This is a genomic window from Chromobacterium sp. S0633 (assembly GCF_024158805.1).
Lineage (GTDB): Bacteria > Pseudomonadota > Gammaproteobacteria > Burkholderiales > Chromobacteriaceae > Chromobacterium.
Window position 1 is genome coordinate 72,610 of record NZ_JAMZGH010000003.1, and the last position, 16,137, is coordinate 88,746.

Annotated in this window: 11 protein-coding genes; 6 read left to right on the plus strand and 5 right to left on the minus strand. The window is 63.9% G+C overall.

Features of this window, described 5'->3' with window-relative positions:
• The first annotated feature begins 22 nt into the window (after positions 1-22).
• From NK214_RS02460 to NK214_RS02470, 3 genes are all read left to right on the plus strand, one after another.
• On the plus strand, positions 23-1,168 hold the full coding sequence (locus NK214_RS02460; RefSeq protein ID WP_253313696.1) for an aminotransferase class I/II-fold pyridoxal phosphate-dependent enzyme: 1,146 nt from the start codon (positions 23-25) through the stop codon (positions 1,166-1,168).
• Between the two features lie 55 nt (positions 1,169-1,223).
• Positions 1,224-2,279, plus strand: coding sequence for a nitronate monooxygenase family protein (locus tag NK214_RS02465; RefSeq protein WP_235086395.1), 1,056 nt, complete (start codon positions 1,224-1,226; stop codon positions 2,277-2,279).
• A gap of 80 nt (positions 2,280-2,359) precedes the next feature.
• Positions 2,360-3,142: a ferredoxin--NADP reductase gene (locus NK214_RS02470; protein ID WP_253313697.1), complete on the plus strand. Its 783-nt coding sequence runs from the start codon at positions 2,360-2,362 to the stop codon at positions 3,140-3,142.
• A 19-nt stretch (positions 3,143-3,161) separates the two neighbouring features.
• On the opposite strand, the gene NK214_RS02475 is transcribed toward NK214_RS02470, so the two are convergent.
• Both NK214_RS02475 and NK214_RS02480 read right to left on the minus strand, forming a co-directional pair.
• Positions 3,162-3,611: a GNAT family N-acetyltransferase gene (locus NK214_RS02475; RefSeq protein WP_253313698.1), complete on the minus strand. Its 450-nt coding sequence runs from the start codon at positions 3,609-3,611 to the stop codon at positions 3,162-3,164.
• Between the two features lie 5 nt (positions 3,612-3,616).
• Entirely contained in the window at positions 3,617-4,228 is a 612-nt protein-coding gene (locus NK214_RS02480) for a LysE family translocator (protein ID WP_107800620.1), read from the minus strand.
• A gap of 107 nt (positions 4,229-4,335) precedes the next feature.
• Between NK214_RS02480 and NK214_RS02485 the strand changes: the two genes are divergently transcribed.
• The gene (locus NK214_RS02485; protein ID WP_253313699.1) at positions 4,336-4,725 is read left to right on the plus strand and encodes a DUF488 domain-containing protein; all 390 of its coding nucleotides are present in this window, start codon (positions 4,336-4,338) and stop codon (positions 4,723-4,725) included.
• 62 nt (positions 4,726-4,787) lie between these two features.
• Positions 4,788-5,417 carry a LysE family translocator gene (locus tag NK214_RS02490; RefSeq protein WP_235086407.1) on the plus strand — a complete coding sequence of 210 codons (630 nt, stop codon included), beginning with the start codon at positions 4,788-4,790 and terminating at the stop codon, positions 5,415-5,417.
• A 156-nt stretch (positions 5,418-5,573) separates the two neighbouring features.
• On the opposite strand, the gene NK214_RS02495 is transcribed toward NK214_RS02490, so the two are convergent.
• The 3 genes from NK214_RS02495 to NK214_RS02505 all read right to left on the minus strand — a co-directional run bounded on the left by NK214_RS02495 (position 5,574) and on the right by NK214_RS02505 (position 11,322).
• Entirely contained in the window at positions 5,574-7,007 is a 1,434-nt protein-coding gene (locus tag NK214_RS02495) for an ATP-binding protein (RefSeq protein ID WP_253313700.1), read from the minus strand.
• A 105-nt stretch (positions 7,008-7,112) separates the two neighbouring features.
• A complete protein-coding gene (locus NK214_RS02500) occupies positions 7,113-9,368 on the minus strand; it encodes an arginine/lysine/ornithine decarboxylase (protein WP_107800617.1) in 2,256 nt (751 codons plus the stop codon).
• A 433-nt stretch (positions 9,369-9,801) separates the two neighbouring features.
• A complete protein-coding gene (locus NK214_RS02505) occupies positions 9,802-11,322 on the minus strand; it encodes a phosphatidylserine/phosphatidylglycerophosphate/cardiolipin synthase family protein (RefSeq protein ID WP_107800616.1) in 1,521 nt (506 codons plus the stop codon).
• A gap of 282 nt (positions 11,323-11,604) precedes the next feature.
• Here NK214_RS02505 and gltB point away from each other — a divergent pair, with 282 nt between their 5' ends.
• Positions 11,605-16,053, plus strand: a complete 4,449-nt coding sequence (gene gltB, locus NK214_RS02510; protein WP_253313701.1) for a glutamate synthase large subunit — start codon at positions 11,605-11,607, stop codon at positions 16,051-16,053.
• Positions 16,054-16,137: the final 84 nt, after the last annotated feature.

Genomic DNA, 16,137 nt, shown 5'->3' on the forward strand with positions numbered 1-16,137 from the left:
AATGATTTTTTGAGGAAAAGTCGTGAAATTTGCAACCAGATCCATTCATGCCGGCTATGACAACGCAGAGCATGGCAAGGCGGTGATGCCGCCGGTGTACCAGACTTCGGTGTTCGAATACGGCCATGTCGGCGAATCCATGCCCTTTGTGTACGCCCGTACCGGCAATCCCACGCGGGCGGCGCTGGAGGCCTGCCTGGCCAGCCTGGAGAACGCTCACCACGGCCTGGCCTTCGCCAGCGGCATGGCGGCCATCGACGCGGTGCTGCGCGCCTGCCTGAAGCCGGGCGACGAGGTGATCGCGGTGGCGGACCTTTATGGCGGCGCTTACCGGCTGCTGAGCAAGGTGATGGAGCCGGCGGGCGTCAAGGTCACTTTCGCGGATTTGAGCGATAGCCGGAACCTGACGGCGCTGATCAGCGCGCGGACCAAGCTGCTGTGGCTGGAGTCGCCCACCAACCCCTTGCTGGGCATGGTGGACATCGCGGAACTGGCTCGGATCGCGCACGCGCACGGCGCCAGAGTGGCGGTGGACAGCACTTTCGCCACGCCTTATCTGCAGAACCCGCTGGACTTGGGGGCCGACGTCGTCGTGCATTCCGCCACCAAGTATCTGGCTGGCCACTCCGACGTGTTGCTGGGCCTGGCGGCTGTCAACGACGAGGCGCTGCACCGCGAGATCAAATTCATTCAGAACGCGGCGGGAGCGGTGCCGGGGCCTCAGGATTGCTTCCTGACCCTGCGCGGCATCAAGACCCTGCATCTGCGCATGGATCGCCATTGCGACAACGCGGAGCGGGTGGCGGATTATCTGCGATCTCATCCCAAGGTGGAGCGGGTGTTCTTTCCGGGGCTGCCGGAGCATCCGGGCCATGAACTGGCCCGCCGGCAGATGCGTCGCTTCGGGGGCATCGTCAGCATCTGGCTGAAGGACGACAGCCGTGCGGCGGCCAGCCGCTTGGCCGAGCGGTTGAGGCTGTTCGCGCTGGCCGAATCGCTGGGTGGGGTCGAATCGCTGATCAACCACAGCTACACCATGTCGCACGGCGGAATGCCGCCGGAGCAGAAGGCTCAATTGGGCATTCGCGAAGGCGGGGTGAGGCTGTCGATAGGCATAGAGGATATCGACGATATCCTGGCCGATCTGGAGCAGGCTCTGGCGGACTGAGCTGACTGCGCTATTCTTTCAACCGACGCCCGCGCGGGCGTAATCGAGGAAATATATGGCTTCCGCTTTGTGCCGTCGCTGGCAGTTGCGCACCCCTTTGATTCAGGCGCCGATGGCGGGCGGCGCCACCTCTCCGGCCTTGGTGGCCGCGGTCAGCCAGGCCGGCGGCCTGGGGTTTCTGGCGGCGGCGCTGCTGCCGCCCGAACGCCTGCTCAGCGAAGCCGCCGCGGTGCGGCGCCTCACCGACAAGCCCTTCGGCATCAATCTATTCGTGCAGGATGATCCCGCTCCCAGCGAGGAGGCCTTGCGGCAGGCGCTGGAATGGCTGGCGCCGCTGCACCGGGAGCTGGGGCTGCCGGCGCCGCAGGTCCCTGAGCGCTTCTGCGAGCCGTTCGCGCGCCAGTTCGAAGCGCTGCTGGAGGCCAAGCCGGCGGCGGCCAGCTTCACCTTCGGCATTCTCAATCGCCATCAGCTCAAGCTCTTGAAGCAGGCCAAGATAGACGTGATCGGCACCGCCACCAATATGGCGGAAGGGCTGGCCTGGGCCGAACTGGGCGCGGACGCGATCTGCGCCCAAGGTCGGGAAGCCGGCGGCCATCGCGGTACCTTCATCGGACGGCCCCAGGACAGCCTGCGGCCCACTTTGTCGCTGGTCTATGAGTTGGCGCAGAACCAGCCGCTGCCGGTGATCGCTGCCGGCGGCATCATGCATGGACGCGATATCGCCGCAGCGATGCGCCACGGCGCCCAAGCCTGCCAGTTGGGCACCGCGTTTTTGCGTTGCCCGGAGTCCGGCATTTCCGCCTTGTGGAAAAGCGAGCTGGCCAAGGCCGCGCCCGGCGGCACCCGTTTGACTCGAGCGTTTTCCGGCCGTTACGCGCGCGGCCTGAACAACCGTTATATGCAGTTGATGGCCGACAAGGAAGACCTGGTGCCGGCGTATCCGGTGATGAACGCCTTGACCGGGCCCTTGCGCGCCGCGGCGGCCAAGGCCGGGCTGAGTGATTTTCTGTCCTTGTGGGCCGGGGAAAACGTGGCGGCCGGCCGCGAGCTGGCGGCGGGGCAACTGGTCGCCACGCTGCACGAGGAATGGCTGGCCGCCTATCGTTGAGCGCCGCTGCGGCGCAGGCTTGAAGCCGGCGTCGATCTGGAGCACAATACTTGAGTAATTTACTTGGGTATTGGCGAGCAATGGATACAGCGATCGAAGAAAAGTACACGGTTCAACCCATCTTGTGGCTGCGGCGCTGGGCGGACAATCTGCTCAGCTTCCGCTTGCGGCGGCCGGACGCCTATCGTTTTGAGCCGGGGCAGTTCGCGAGGCTGGGCCTGCCGTTGGGCGAACACGGCGGTCAGGTGTGGCGGGCGTATTCGATGTGTTCGGCAGTGACCGACGAGTATCTGGAGTTCTATTCCATCGTGGTGCCGGACGGCCAGTTCAGTTCGCGTCTGGCGCAGCTGCAGGTGGGCGCGGAAGTGATGCTGGACAAGAAGGCGATGGGCTTCTTCCTGGCGGACCGCTTGCCGGCGGGCAAGGATTTGTGGTTGTTGGCCACCGGCACCGGTTTGGCGCCGTATTTGTCGATTCTGCAAGACCCCGCTCAGTGGCAACGTTTTGATCGCATCGTGCTGGCGCACTGCGTGCGGCACGCCGCTGAGCTCAGTTATCAGGATTTCATCGCCGAGCTGAGCGAACACCCCTTGTGGGACGAGCATGGCCACAAGTTGCAATACTTGCCCATCGTCACGCGCGACGCGCCGGAGGGCGTGTTGAACGAGCGCATACCGGCCTTGCTGGCCAATGGCGGTTTGGAGCGGGCGGCGGGGCTGGCGATGTCGCCGGAAAACTCGCGCTTCATGATTTGCGGCAACCCGGCCATGGTGGAGGATACCCACCGGCAATTGATGAAGATGGGCTACCGGATGAGCCGGCAGAGCGCGCCGGGTCATCTGGTGTTGGAAAACGGTTGGTAGCCGACGCGCCCAGGGCGGCCTATAAAACCTTGCTCATGAACAGGCTGAGCGGGTCGGGCTGGTAGGCGCCGAAGGGCGGGCAGGGCTTGAAACCGGCGCGCTGGTACAGGCCGATCGCCTCAGGCTGGGACACGCCGGTCTCCAGTTTCAGCGCGGACAGGCCGGCGGAGCGCGCTTCCCGCTCCAGGCGTGCCAGCAGCGCCTGGGCCACGCCCTTGCCGCGTTGGGACGGGGCCACGAACATGCGCTTGATCTCGCCGTAATCCTCATGAGGCACCAGCGCGGCGCAGCCGACCGCCGCGAGCTTCTCGTCGCGAGCGACGATGAAATGCGCCCGTGGCGGTTCCAGCGCCGCCGGGTCCATCAGATGATTGCTTTCCGCCGGATAGAGCGCGGCCTGGTATGCGTCCAGCTGGCTTATCAAGGCCAGCACATCGGCTTGTCGCGGCGACTCCAGCTGCAGACGCATGGCATTTACCTGTTGGAGTTGGCGAGCAGGGCGCCGAACAGCAGGAAGGTCGCGCCGCCGGCCTTGTTCACCCATTTGCCGCCGCGGTCGCTGGCCAGCCAACGGCGCGCGCGTTGCGCGGTGAGCGCGTACACGGTGTGGATCAGGATGATCAGGCCGCTGAAGGTGCCGACCAACAGCAGGAATTGCGGCGCGTAGGCCCCCTGAGTGTCGATGAACTGCGGAAAGATGGACAGAAAGAAGAAGATGGACTTGGGGTTGGTCAGCTGCACCGCCATGCCTTCTCCAAAGCGCCGGGCAAAGCCGCGCGGCTGGCTTGGGATTTCATCGAAGCGAAAAGCCGGCGCGCGCAGCAGTTTGACGCCCAGATAAAACAGGTAAGCGGCGCCTATCCATTTCATCACAGTGAAGGCCAGCGCCGACGCGGCCAGCAACAGGCCGAGGCTGGTGGCCGACACGCCGGCGACGATGAAGGAACCGCAGGCGGTGCCGAGAATGCCGCCAAGGGTGCCGCGCAGGCCGAAGCGCAGCGAATTGGTCAGGGTCATCAAAATGCCGGGGCCGGGGCTGAGCACGGTGGCCGCGGCCATCAGCAGATAAAGCGAATAGTGTTGCATGAGGATTGTTCGCGTAGGGGGCGGGCCCTTAGTCTACGCAGGCTTGGCCATCGATGACAATGTTGTTGCGCGCGGCGCATGGGCCGCGCCGTTTTGGAGAACGAGCGATGACGATACGCGTGGTGCAATTGGGCAGTTCGCGTCACCCGCAGGAGGGCACGCGCATCGGCACGGTGCGGCGGCCGCCGCGCGGCGTGCCCAAGGAGGCCTTCGCCAGCGGCGATTGGTACGATGTGTGGTTTCCCAACCTGGCGCCCAGCGCGGAACTGGTGAAACAGGCGCAGGCGGCGCAGAGCGCAGCCGAATGGCAGACGTTCGAGCGGGCGTATCGCGCGGAGATGAAGGCGCCGGAGCAAAGCCGCGAGCTGGACTTGCTGGCGGCTTTGTCGCACGGCAGCCACTTTTCTATAGGCTGTTACTGCCAGGACGAGGCGCGCTGTCACCGCTCGGTGTTGCGGGCCTTGTTGCGGGAGCGCGGCGCGGCGCTGGTGGAGTGAGGCTTTGATTCCGTCGGGCCGGCTTGTATCATATCGCTTTGTATTCGTCCGGAATGTCCGCCATGCCTGATTTGTCCACGCTTTTACTGTTCAGTCTCGCCTGCGTCGCGCTGGCGGCGACGCCGGGGCCGGATATGTTGCTGATCGCCAGCCGCAGCGCCAGCCAGGGACGCAAGGCCGGCTTCGCCACCCTGGCGGGCATTCAACTGGGCACGTATTGCCACGCGCTGGCGGCGGCCTTCGGTTTGGCGCAGTTGTTCGTGCACGCGCCGCTGGCCTACGACGCGGTCCGCATCGCCGGCGCCGCCTATCTGTTCTATCTGGCCTGGACGACGCTGCGCAGCCGCAGCGTGTTGAGCGTGCCGGGCGCCGCGGGAGCGCAGTCTATGCCGCGCATCGTGGCCCAGGGCCTGCTCACCAATCTGCTCAATCCCAAGATGGCGCTCTTCGTGCTGGCTTTGTTTCCCCAGTTCGTGCATCCGTCCGCGGGGCCGGTCTCGCTGCAGATCATGGTGTTGGCGACCTTGTTGAACGCGATTGGCCTGCTGATCAATGGGGCGATCATCCTGGCGGCCAGCCGTTTCGGACGCGCGCTTGGCGACAGGCTGGGGAACAGCCGGCTGCCGCAATGGCTGCTGGCTTCGGTGTTCGGCGGACTGGCTTTGCGGCTGGCGCTGGCGAGCAAGAGCTGAGAGTCTGTTCAAAACCTTGCGGGCAGGGGCGAGGCGAAGAGAACACAAGCGAAATGTGTGAGTGCTCGTGAGCATTGTGAGCTTGTTTTTAACGGCCTGCTCCATCCATCTCGCCGAAGCGCAGCAGATTTTTGAACGGGTTTGACGCGCGCCGCCTCAGGCGCCGCGCTTGGCCCAGGGCAGTATCAGTTGGGCGATGACGCCGCCGTTGGCGGCGTTTTGTACATGCAGCTTGCCGCCTTGGGCCCGCGCCAAGGTCTCGCAGAGCGGCAGCCCCAGGCCCATGCCGCGCGAGCGGGTGGTGAAGAAGGGCAGGAAGATCTTGGGCAGGATGGCTTCGGGAATGCCCGGACCGTTGTCTATGACCTTGAAACGGTAGTTGTGGCCGTCGCTTTCGCCGCTGATCACAATGCGGCCGCCTTGTTCCTGCAGCGCGTCGCAGGCGTTCTGCACCAGGTTGTGCAGAATCTGTTCCAGCGCGGTGCGTTCCGCGCGCGGCCACTCGTCTGGGCTTAAATTATTCCATTCCAGGGTGATGTTCTGGTTCGCCAATTCCGCCTGGCGCAGAAACAGCAATGAGTTCACCAGCGCGTCGGGATCCAGCGGCGTGGTGTCCGTCGCTTTGGGATGGGCCAGCAGGCGGCTGAGCCGGCTGATCAGGGCCGCGGCGCGGCGCGCTTGCGCGCCGGTGGCGAGCAGGGTGTCGCGCGCGGCTTCGCGTTGCGAGGGCTCGTCCAGCGTCCGTTCCAGCTGGCGGGTATTGGCGATGATGGCGGTCAGCGGCGGATTCAATTCCTGCGCCAGCCCGGCCATCATTTCATTCAGGGTATTGAGCCGGGCTTGAGCGGCCAGACGGTCCTGCTGTTGCTGGCGCTGTTGAGAGGCGCGTTGCCTATGCCTGGCGTAGAGGGCGACGGCGACGGCGGCGAGCAGCGCGTTCCACAGCAGGATTTCCATCCAGGGCAAGCTGTCCCAACTCAAGGCGGTGCGGCTGGACAGGCGGAAGGGTTGGCTGGCGCTGGGCAGCTTGCGGTCCAGGCTCAGATCCCAATCATTGGCAGACGCGCCGGCCTTGCGTTGCAGCAGTTCGATGCGGTGGCCGCGCAATTGCAGCGAGATGTTTTCCAGCGGCTCGGGCAGTTCGGCCTGGACCAGCATGCGCAACGGGTCGATCAACAGCGCCCAGCCGTCCGGGCTTTGCAGCCAGTAGCGTTGTTGCGCGTCGAAGCCGAGCAGGGTCTGGCCTTGTTGCTGGGCTTGCCACAGCAAGGCCAGCGGCGGACGCAGGCCGCTGGGATCGCCATGCCATTGCTGTTGTCGCCAAAAACCGATGGCGCTCAGCTGAGGCATGGCGGTTTGCAGGCGCTTGAGCATGTCGGCGGGCAAACGGTTTTGTTCCGAGGCGGCCAGGGTGGCCAGCACCGCATCGTGTTGCGAAGCTTTCTGGCTCAGCAGGCGCAGGGTAATGAAGGATTCCTGGCGGAAGCGCTGTTCCAATGCGCCAAACTGGCGCCAGCCCAGCCATAGGCAACCCGCCAGGCTGAGCAAGAGCCAGGCGGTGAGGGCGTAGCGGCGGTCCAATGACATCATGGCGGCGATTATCGCACGCCGCCGCGAGCGCGCCAGCCTGGTGTGTTAAGGATTATTGTGTAGAAATTGTGCGGCGGCGCGCCGGCGGAGCGCCGCCGCCCTTTCTCATTTCACGCAGTCGACGCAGTAGACCCTGCGGCCGTCCAGTTCCGTCGCCACCAGCCCGTGCACATCGGTTTCGAAGCCGGGCAGCTCGCGGTTGAAGTCTTGGGCGAAGCGCAGGTAGTCGACGATGGTCTTGTTGAAGCGCTCGCCGGGAATCAGCAGTGGGATGCCCGGCGGGTAGGGCGTCAACAGCACCGCGGTGACGCGGCCTTCCAGTTGCTCCACCGGCACGCGTTCGATCTCGCGGTGGGCCATCTTGGCGAAGGCGTCGGCCGGACGCATCGCCGGCTCCATTTCCGACAGATAGATCTCGGTGGTGATGCGGGCCACATCGTGTTTGCTGTAGAGCTGATGGATGCGCTGGCACAGATCGCGCAGGCCGACGCGCTCGTATTGCGGGTGCTGGGCGATGAATTCCGGCATCACCCGCCACATCGGCTGGTTTTTGTCGAAGTCGTCCTTGAATTGCTGCAGCAGGGAGATCAGCGTGTTCCAGCGGCCCTTGGTGATGCCGATGGTGAACATGATGAAGAAGCTGTACAGCCCGGTCTTTTCCACCACCACGCCGTGTTCGGTCAGATACTTGGTGACGATGGCGGCGGGAATGCCCATCTCTTCGAAACTGCCGTCCACATCCAGGCCCGGAGTCAGCACCGTGGCCTTGATCGGGTCCAGCATATTGAAGCCGTCCTCAATGCCGACGAAGCCGTGCCAGCGCTCGTTCGGGCGCAGTTGCCACTCGGCCGGGTCGCAGATGCCGTCGTCGGACAGATCGTCCGGTCCCCAGACGCTGAACCACCAGTCGCGGCCGTATTCCTCGTCCACTTTGCGCATGGCGCGGCGGAAGTCCAGCGCCTCCACCAGCGATTCTTCCACCAGCGCCTGTCCGCCCGGCTGTTCCATCATCGCCGCCGCCACATCGCAGCTGGCGATGATGGAGTACTGCGGGCTGGTGGACGTGTGCATCAGATAGGCTTCGTTGAACCAAGCGGTGTCCAACTGGCGTTGCTCCGGGTCCTGCACCAGGATCTGCGAGGCCTGGCTGATGCCGGCCAGCAGTTTGTGGGTGGACTGGGTGGAGAAGATCAGGCTGTCCTTGCAGCGCGGCCGGCCTTCGCCGATGGCGTGGAAGTCGCCGTAGAAGTCATGGAAGCCGGCGTGCGGCAGCCAGGCTTCGTCGAAGTGCAGGGTATCGACCTCGCCGTCCAGCAGATGCTTGATGTCCTCCACGTTGTAGATAATGCCGTCGTAGGTGGACTGGGTCAGGGTCAGGATGCGCGGCTTGGCTTGCGGGTTTTTGGCCAGCGCTTCGCGGGCGAAGGGGTTGGCCTGAATTTTCTTCTTGATGTTGTCGAGCTGGAATTCGGACTTAGGAATCGGGCCGATGATGCCGTAATGGTTGCGCGTCGGCATCAGGAACACCGGGATGGCGCCGGTCATCATGATGGCGTGCAGATTGGATTTGTGGCAGTTGCGGTCCACCAGCACGATGTCGCCGGCCGCCACGCAGCTGTGCCAGACGATTTTGTTGGAAGTGGAGGTGCCGTTGGTGACGAAGAACAGGTGGTCGGCGTTGAAGATGCGCGCGGCATTGCGTTCCGAAGCGGCGATGGGGCCGGTGTGGTCCAGCAGCTGGCCCAGTTCGTCCACCGCGTTGCAGACGTCGGCGCGCAGCATGTTTTCGCCGAAGAACTGGTGGAACATCTGGCCCACCGGGCTCTTCAGGAAGGCGACGCCGCCGGAATGGCCGGGGCAGTGCCAGGAGTAGGAACCGTCGTGGGCGTAATCCACCAGCGCGCGGAAAAACGGCGGCGCCAGGCTGTCCAGATAGCTCTTGGCCTCGCGGATGATGTGGCGGGCGACGAACTCCGGCGTGTCCTCGTGCATGTGAATGAAGCCGTGCAACTCGCGCAGGATGTCGTTGGGAATGTGGCGCGCGGTGCGGGTTTCGCCGTATAGATAGACCGGGATGTCCGGATTGCGGCGGCGGATTTCCGCGACGAAGCCGTAGAGCTTGCCCAGCGCTTCCTGCGCCGCGTCCTCGGTGTGGAATTCCTCGTCGTCTATCGACAGGATGAAGCCGGCGGCGCGGCTTTGCTGCTGGGCGAAGGAAGTCAGGTCGCCGTAGCTGGTGTAGCCGATCACGCTCATGCCTTCCGCCTCCATGGCGGCGGCGAGTTCGCGGATGCCGGAGCCGCTGGTGTTTTCCGAGCGGAAGTCCTCGTCGATGATCACGATGGGGAAATGAAAACGCATACCTGAGTCCTTGTTGCTGTTAACTCGGACACGCGCGGGGGCGGGACGCGGATGGGCCGTCGGCTCGCCGTGGGCGAGGGCCGAAGCCGCGGGCACCTGTAACCCTTTGCGGTGTCACTCGGTGCGCGTTGGGGCGCAGTTCTGTACGCACGGGCAGACCGGGGTCCGCCGCCGCCATGGAGGCTGGCCTTGAGGCGCGAATAAAAACAGGGCGCTTTGCGCCGCGGTCCGTCGTCGGCTCGCGCTGTGCTGTCTGCGCGGGCGGCACGTCTGCCGGCCTGGAGAACATCCCAAGAAAGCGCGCATTTTAGACCTTTTGCTTGTCATGTTGTTGCGCAGCAAAATTTTTTCCGCGAAAAAAACGCCTGACGGCGGCCAGGCGCGATGCGGCGGCGATGTCTTGGGGACATCAGCCCAAGTCAACGGATTGTTTTTAATCGCATTTGTCCTGGGGCGAGCCATCTTGCTCGCCAGCCGGCGCGGCCGGCGGCGGCTGTTGTTTTTTGCCACGCCTGGCCCAGTACAAGCCCAGAGCCTTGGCGACGATGGCGCCGCCGCTGAGCAGCAGCAAAAAGAGCAAGGGCGCGGCCACCAGCCAGGGGAAGAAGGCGATCAGTCCGGCGAAGATCAGCAGCGCCATGCCTATGGTCAGGAAGGCGGACGCCTCGCTGGCGTCGACATTGCGGGTGCCGCGCACCACCACGCCCAGCGCGTCGCCGATCCGCGCCGCTTGCCGCGCGGCGGCGCTGGCGCCGCTGAGGGCGGCGGTATGCGGCGGCAGCAGCAGGCCGTGATAGTCCTTGGGCCGCGGCTTGGTCAGCGTCGGGCGGCGGCGCTGGCCGGCCAGGATCACTTCGGTGGCGTGGTCCAGATCCTGAAGGAACCGCTCGGCCAGCTTTTCCGCCAAGGCCTGGTCCTCCACCGCCACGTCCAGTTCGCGGTTGGCCAGCCAGCTGGACAGATTGAGGTTGGTGGAGCCTATGCGCGCCCAGCGGCCGTCCGCCACCGCGGTTTTGGCGTGGATCATCGGGCCGTCCCATTCGAAGACGCGCACGCCGGCCTCCAGCAGCGGGCGGTACTGGGTGCGCGACACCGTGGCGATCCAGCCGATGTCGCTGGAGCGCGGCACCAGCAAGCGGACGTCGACGCCGTCTCGCGCGGCCTGTTTCAGCGCGGTCAGATACATGCTGGTGCCCATGAAGTAGGCGTCGGTCAGCCACAGGGTGCGTCGGGCGAAGCAGGCGATCAGCAAGTCCAGCCGCATCATTTGCGCGGTGGCGGGCGTGGTGGCGATCAGGCGCGCCGCCACCGCGCCGCAGTTTTCCAATGGCGGCGGCGTCAGCCATTCCGCGGACAGCGGGCCGCCGCAGCTGGCCCAGCTATCGGCGAAGGCCGCCAGCGCGTCGGCCGCCAGCGGTCCGCTGAATTTGACGCCGGTATCGCGCCAGGGCTCTTGGCCGCGCTCCGGACGGCCTTCCCAGCTGGAGCTGATGCACAGGCCGGACACGAAGACGGTCCGGCGGTCGATCACGATCAGCTTGCGATGATTGCGCCCCAGCATGCTGAGGCCGGCGGTCAGAGACGGCGGGTTGTAGGCGCGCAATTCCGCTCCCGCGGCTTGCAAGGGCTTGAAGAAACTGCCCAGATGCGTTTTCCAGCTGCCCAGCCAATCGTAAAGCAGGCAGACCTTCACTCCGGCGCGTGCGCGTTCAATCAGCAGATCCCGTATGCGCAGGCCAAACGCGTCCTTGGCGAAGATATACATCTCGATGAAGATCGATTCCCGGCTGTCGGCGATGGCCTGTTCCCAAGCCGGGAAGTTCTCCACGCTGTCGTAGAGCAGTTCCAGCTGATTGCCGCCCACCAGCGGGGCGCCGGCGGAGCGGGAAAACGCCTGCTCGGCCAGGTGACGGATCAGCTCCTGATTGGCGGGGTGGGGGGACAGAATGGGCATTATATTTGGCTATTGTTTGACAATATACTGAATTTGGTTGAAATCGCCATTTTGGATGTCCTTGACAAGGCGGCTTGACAGTCGTTTTATTGAACGTTCGCGTCACAAAATCACAATTAATCCGCCGTGAAAACACGATTTTTCGACATCGAAAAATCAAAAAAATCACTGTAACATGATGATTTTTATCGTCTAATGCGGTGCACAAAAACCGGTTGCAGGGTCAAGCTCCTTGCCCTTAGAATCGAAACATTCGTTTCACATTATAAGCAGGACAAAGCTATGGACAGACAACGCTGGCTACAGGGCACCCTGTACCATCCGGACTTCGAGCAGGATAGCTGCGGTTTTGGCTTGATCGCCCAGCTTGACGACAAACCCAGTCACTGGCTGGTGGAAACCGCCATCTCCTCGCTGGCCAAATTGACCCACCGCGGCGCGGTGGCCGCCGACGGCAAATCCGGCGACGGCTGCGGCCTGTTGTTTCGCAAGCCGGACGGTTTTTTGCGCGAAGTCGCCGCTGAGGCCGGCTTGACGCTGAAGCCAGTGTACGCCTCCGGGCTGGTGTTCCACCATCCCGATCCGGAACAGGGAGAGCGCAGCTTGCGCCGCCTGCGCGAGTTTCTGGAGTCCCAGGGTTTGGAGGTGTCCGGTTTCCGACAGGTTCCCACCGACGACAGCGCCTGTGGGGAGGCGGCCTTGGCCTCGCTTCCCGCCATGGTCCAGGTCTTTGTTAACTGTCCATTCGGCATGGATGAATTAATGTTCCAGCGCCGTTTGTACATGGGTCGTCGCCAGGCTGAGAAAGCCAATAAGGCGGACGACCCGTTTTTTTATCTGCCGACCTTGTCGCCGCATACTCTGTCCTACAAAGGCCTGGTGACGCCGGAGAACCTGTCCAAGTTCTTCCTGGATTTGAACGATCCCCGCTTCGAGTCCAGCCTGGCCGTATTCCACCAGCGCTTCTCCACCAATACCTGGCCGCAATGGAAGCTGGCGCAGCCTTTCCGTTTCCTTGCCCACAACGGCGAAATCAACACCGTGCAGGGCAACCGCCATTGGGCGCGCGCGCGCGAGCGCATCATGGCGTCACCGCATCTGGACATGGACGCGGTGCGTCCCATCGTGCAGACCGACGGCTCCGACTCGATGTCGCTGGACAATATGCTGGAAGGCCTGCTGATGGGCGGTATTCCGCTGTTCCGCGCCCTGCGTCTGCTGGTGCCGCCGGCCTGGCAGAACGTCGACTCCACCGACAAGGACTTGCGCGCCTTTTATGAATTCAACTCCATGCATATGGAGCCGTGGGACGGCCCGGCCGGCATCGTGCTCACCGACGGCCGCTACGCCGCCTGCATGTTGGACCGCAACGGCCTGCGGCCGGCCCGCTGGGTGCTGACCCGGGATAATGTGCTGACCATCGCCTCCGAGGTGGGGGTGTGGGACTACCAGCCCGAAAACGTGGTGCGCAAGGGTCGGGTCAAGCCGGGTCAGTTGTTCGCCGCGGATTTGGCCACCGGCGAGCTCTTGTTGCCGGAGGAAATCGACGCCCAATTGAAGAGCGCCAAGCCGTATCGGCAATGGATCAAGGACAGCGCCAAATACCTGGAGCTGTCGATCGAGGACGACGCCGGTGTCGAGCCTTTGTCCAAGGACGAACTGGCGCGTTTGCAGAAGCTGTTCAATATCAGCTTTGAAGAGCGAGACCAAATCCTGCGCGTGCTGGCCGAGGACGGCCAGGAGGCGGTGGGTTCGATGGGGGACGATACGCCGATGGCGGTGCTGAGCCGGAAAGTGCGCTCGCCCTTCGACTATCTGCGCCAGCAATTCGCCCAGGTGACCAACCCGCCTATCGACCCGATCCGCGAAGCGGTGGTGATGTCGCTGAACACGGTGTTCGGGCCGGAACGCAATATGTTTGAAGAGAGCGCCGAGCACGCCAAGCGGCTGGAAGTGCGCTCCCCGGTGCTGTCGCACGAGAAATTCACCCGCGTCACCACGCGGCCGGAGCCTTATCTGAAGGCGACGACTTTCGACCTGTGCTACGACCCCAGCGAAACCGACTTGCGCCAGGCGCTGGAGACGCTGACCCGGCATGTCGTGGACGCGGTCAAGGAGGGCACGGTCATCGTGGTGCTGTCCGATCGCCATGTGACGCCTCAGCGCCTGCCCATCCCGGCGCTGTTTGCCACCGGCGCGGTGCACCACGCGCTGATCGACAGCGGCTTGCGCTGCAAGACCAATATCCTAGTGGAAACCGGCACGGTGCGCGACGCGCACCAGATGGCCTGCATCATCGGCTACGGCGCCACCGCGGTATACCCCTATCTGGCTTATCAAAGCATCATCGAGCTGGTGCAGAGCGGCGAGGTCAAACTCAAGCTCAACGAAGCCTTGCAGCACTATCGCAAGGGCATCAACAAGGGTTTGCTCAAAGTGTTGTCCAAGATGGGCATTTCCACCATCGCCTCCTATCGCGGTGCGCAGCTGTTCGAAGCGGTGGGCATCCACGAGGAAGTGGTGGAGTTGTGCCTGAAGGGCACGGTGTCGCGGGTGTCCGGCGCGGGTTTCGCCGACTTCGAGGACGATCAGCGCAAGCTGGCGCGTTTCGCTTTCAACCCGATGCGGCCGATCTCCCAGGGCGGCTTGCTCAAGTACGTGCACGGCGAGGAATACCACGCCTATAACCCCGATGTGGTGACCCTGCTGCAAAAAGCGGTGCAGAACGACGATTACCAGGCCTATCAGCAATACGCCGAGGCGGTGAACCAGCGCCCGGTGGCGATGTTGCGCGACCTGATGCAGGTGCAGCCGCTGGGCGAGCCTATCTCCATCGACGAAGTGGAGCCGGTGGAAGCCATCCTCAAGCGCTTCGACTCCGCGGGGATGTCGCTCGGCGCCTTGTCGCCTGAGGCGCATGAAGCGCTGGCGATCGCGATGAACCGCCTGGGCGGCCGTTCCAATTCCGGCGAGGGCGGCGAAGACGCCGCACGCTACGGCACTGAGAAAATGTCCAAGATCAAGCAGGTGGCCTCGGGACGCTTCGGCGTCACGCCGCATTACCTGGTCAATGCCGAAGTGCTGCAGATCAAGGTGGCGCAAGGCGCCAAGCCGGGCGAGGGCGGCCAGCTGCCCGGGGACAAGGTGTCCGGCCTGATTGCGCGGCTGCGCCACGCCAAGGAAGGCATCAGCCTGATCTCGCCGCCGCCGCACCATGACATTTACTCGATCGAAGACCTGGCGCAGCTGATTTTCGACCTCAAGCAGGTCAACCCGTCCGCGCTGGTGTCCGTCAAGCTGGTGGCCGAACCCGGCGTCGGCACCATCGCCGCCGGCGTGGCCAAGGCCTACGCCGACCTGATCACCATCTCCGGCTACGATGGAGGCACCGGCGCTTCGCCGCTGACCTCGGTCAAATACGCCGGCTCCCCATGGGAGCTGGGTCTGTCCGAAGCCCAGCAAGTGTTGCGGGCCAATGGTCTGCGCGGCAGGGTGCGGGTACAGACCGACGGCGGCTTGAAGACCGGCCTGGACGTGATCAAGGCGGCGATGATGGGCGCGGAAAGCTTTGGTTTCGGCACTGGCCCCATGGTGGCGCTGGGCTGCAAATACCTGCGCATCTGCCATCTGAACAACTGCGCTACCGGCGTCGCTACCCAGGAAATCAAGCTGCGCTCCAAATACTTCACTGGCTTGCCGGAAATGGTGATGAACTATTTCCTGTTCATCGCGCGCGAAACCCGCGAGTGGATGGCCAAGCTGGGCGTGCGCAATATGGAGCAATTGATCGGCAGGATGGACCTGCTGAGCCTGGAGGCCGGAGACACCGACAAGCAGCAGAAGCTGGACCTGTCGCCGCTGCTGTCGCAAGGCCGGGTGCCGGACAGCGAGCCGCGTTTCTGCGTCAGCGTCAGCAATCCCTCCTTCGACAAGGGCGAATTGGCGGAAGCCATTCTGCAGGACGCCTTGTCCGCCATCCACAATAAACAGATGTTGGAGCTGAGCTATCCGATCGAGAATACCCACCGCTCCATCGGCGCGCGCCTGTCCGGCGAGATCGCCCGCGTGCACGGCGCGGCGGGCCTGCCGTTCGGCTGTCTCAAGATCAAGTTCAGCGGCAGCGCCGGGCAAAGTTTCGGCGTATGGAACGCGTCCGGTCTGCATCTGGAACTGGAAGGCGACGCCAACGACTATGTGGGCAAGGGCATGGCCGGCGGCCGGGTGACCATCTATCCGCCCAAGAACGCGGGATACCGGGCGGGCGAGTCCATCATCATCGGCAATACCTGTCTGTACGGGGCTACCGGCGGCCAGTTGTTCGCCGCGGGCGTGGCGGGCGAGCGTTTCGGCGTGCGCAACTCCGGCGCGCTGGCCGTCATCGAAGGCGCCGGCGACCATTGCTGCGAATACATGACCGGCGGCAGCGTTATCGTGCTGGGCGAAACCGGCTACAACTTCGGCGCCGGCATGACCGGCGGCTTCGCCTTCGTCTACGACCCGAATGAGAAATTCGCTTATCGCTATAACAACGAGCTGATCGACATCCACCTGATCAACGGCGAAGCCATGGGCATGTATCGCGCCTATCTATTGGAAAAGATCGCCAAGCACGTTGAGTTGACCGGTTCCGAGACGGCCAAAGCGATGCTGGAGAACTTCGACGATTACGTCGATTACTTCTGGCTGGTCAAACCCAAGGCGGCCAAGCTCGACAGCCTGCTCAAGGACTAAGACGCGCAAGGCGGGCGGCCCTGGCGCCGTTCCGCCGATACCTCATTCAAAACCCGGGCGCCAGCGGGCGACGGGCCCAGCAAG

Bases quoted from the DNA above. Each gene is read 5' to 3' on its own strand.
- NK214_RS02465 (WP_235086395.1), top strand. From the start codon at position 1,224: ATGGCTTCCGCTTTGTGCCGTCGCTGGCAGTTGCGCACCCCTTTGATT.
- NK214_RS02470 (WP_253313697.1), top strand. From the start codon at position 2,360: ATGGATACAGCGATCGAAGAAAAGTACACGGTTCAACCCATCTTGTGG.
- NK214_RS02475 (WP_253313698.1), bottom strand. From the start codon at position 3,611: ATGCGTCTGCAGCTGGAGTCGCCGCGACAAGCCGATGTGCTGGCCTTG.
- NK214_RS02480 (WP_107800620.1), bottom strand. From the start codon at position 4,228: ATGCAACACTATTCGCTTTATCTGCTGATGGCCGCGGCCACCGTGCTC.
- NK214_RS02485 (WP_253313699.1), top strand. From the start codon at position 4,336: ATGACGATACGCGTGGTGCAATTGGGCAGTTCGCGTCACCCGCAGGAG.
- NK214_RS02490 (WP_235086407.1), top strand. From the start codon at position 4,788: ATGCCTGATTTGTCCACGCTTTTACTGTTCAGTCTCGCCTGCGTCGCG.
- NK214_RS02495 (WP_253313700.1), bottom strand. From the start codon at position 7,007: ATGATGTCATTGGACCGCCGCTACGCCCTCACCGCCTGGCTCTTGCTC.
- NK214_RS02500 (WP_107800617.1), bottom strand. From the start codon at position 9,368: ATGCGTTTTCATTTCCCCATCGTGATCATCGACGAGGACTTCCGCTCG.
- NK214_RS02505 (WP_107800616.1), bottom strand. From the start codon at position 11,322: ATGCCCATTCTGTCCCCCCACCCCGCCAATCAGGAGCTGATCCGTCAC.
- gltB (WP_253313701.1), top strand. From the start codon at position 11,605: ATGGACAGACAACGCTGGCTACAGGGCACCCTGTACCATCCGGACTTC.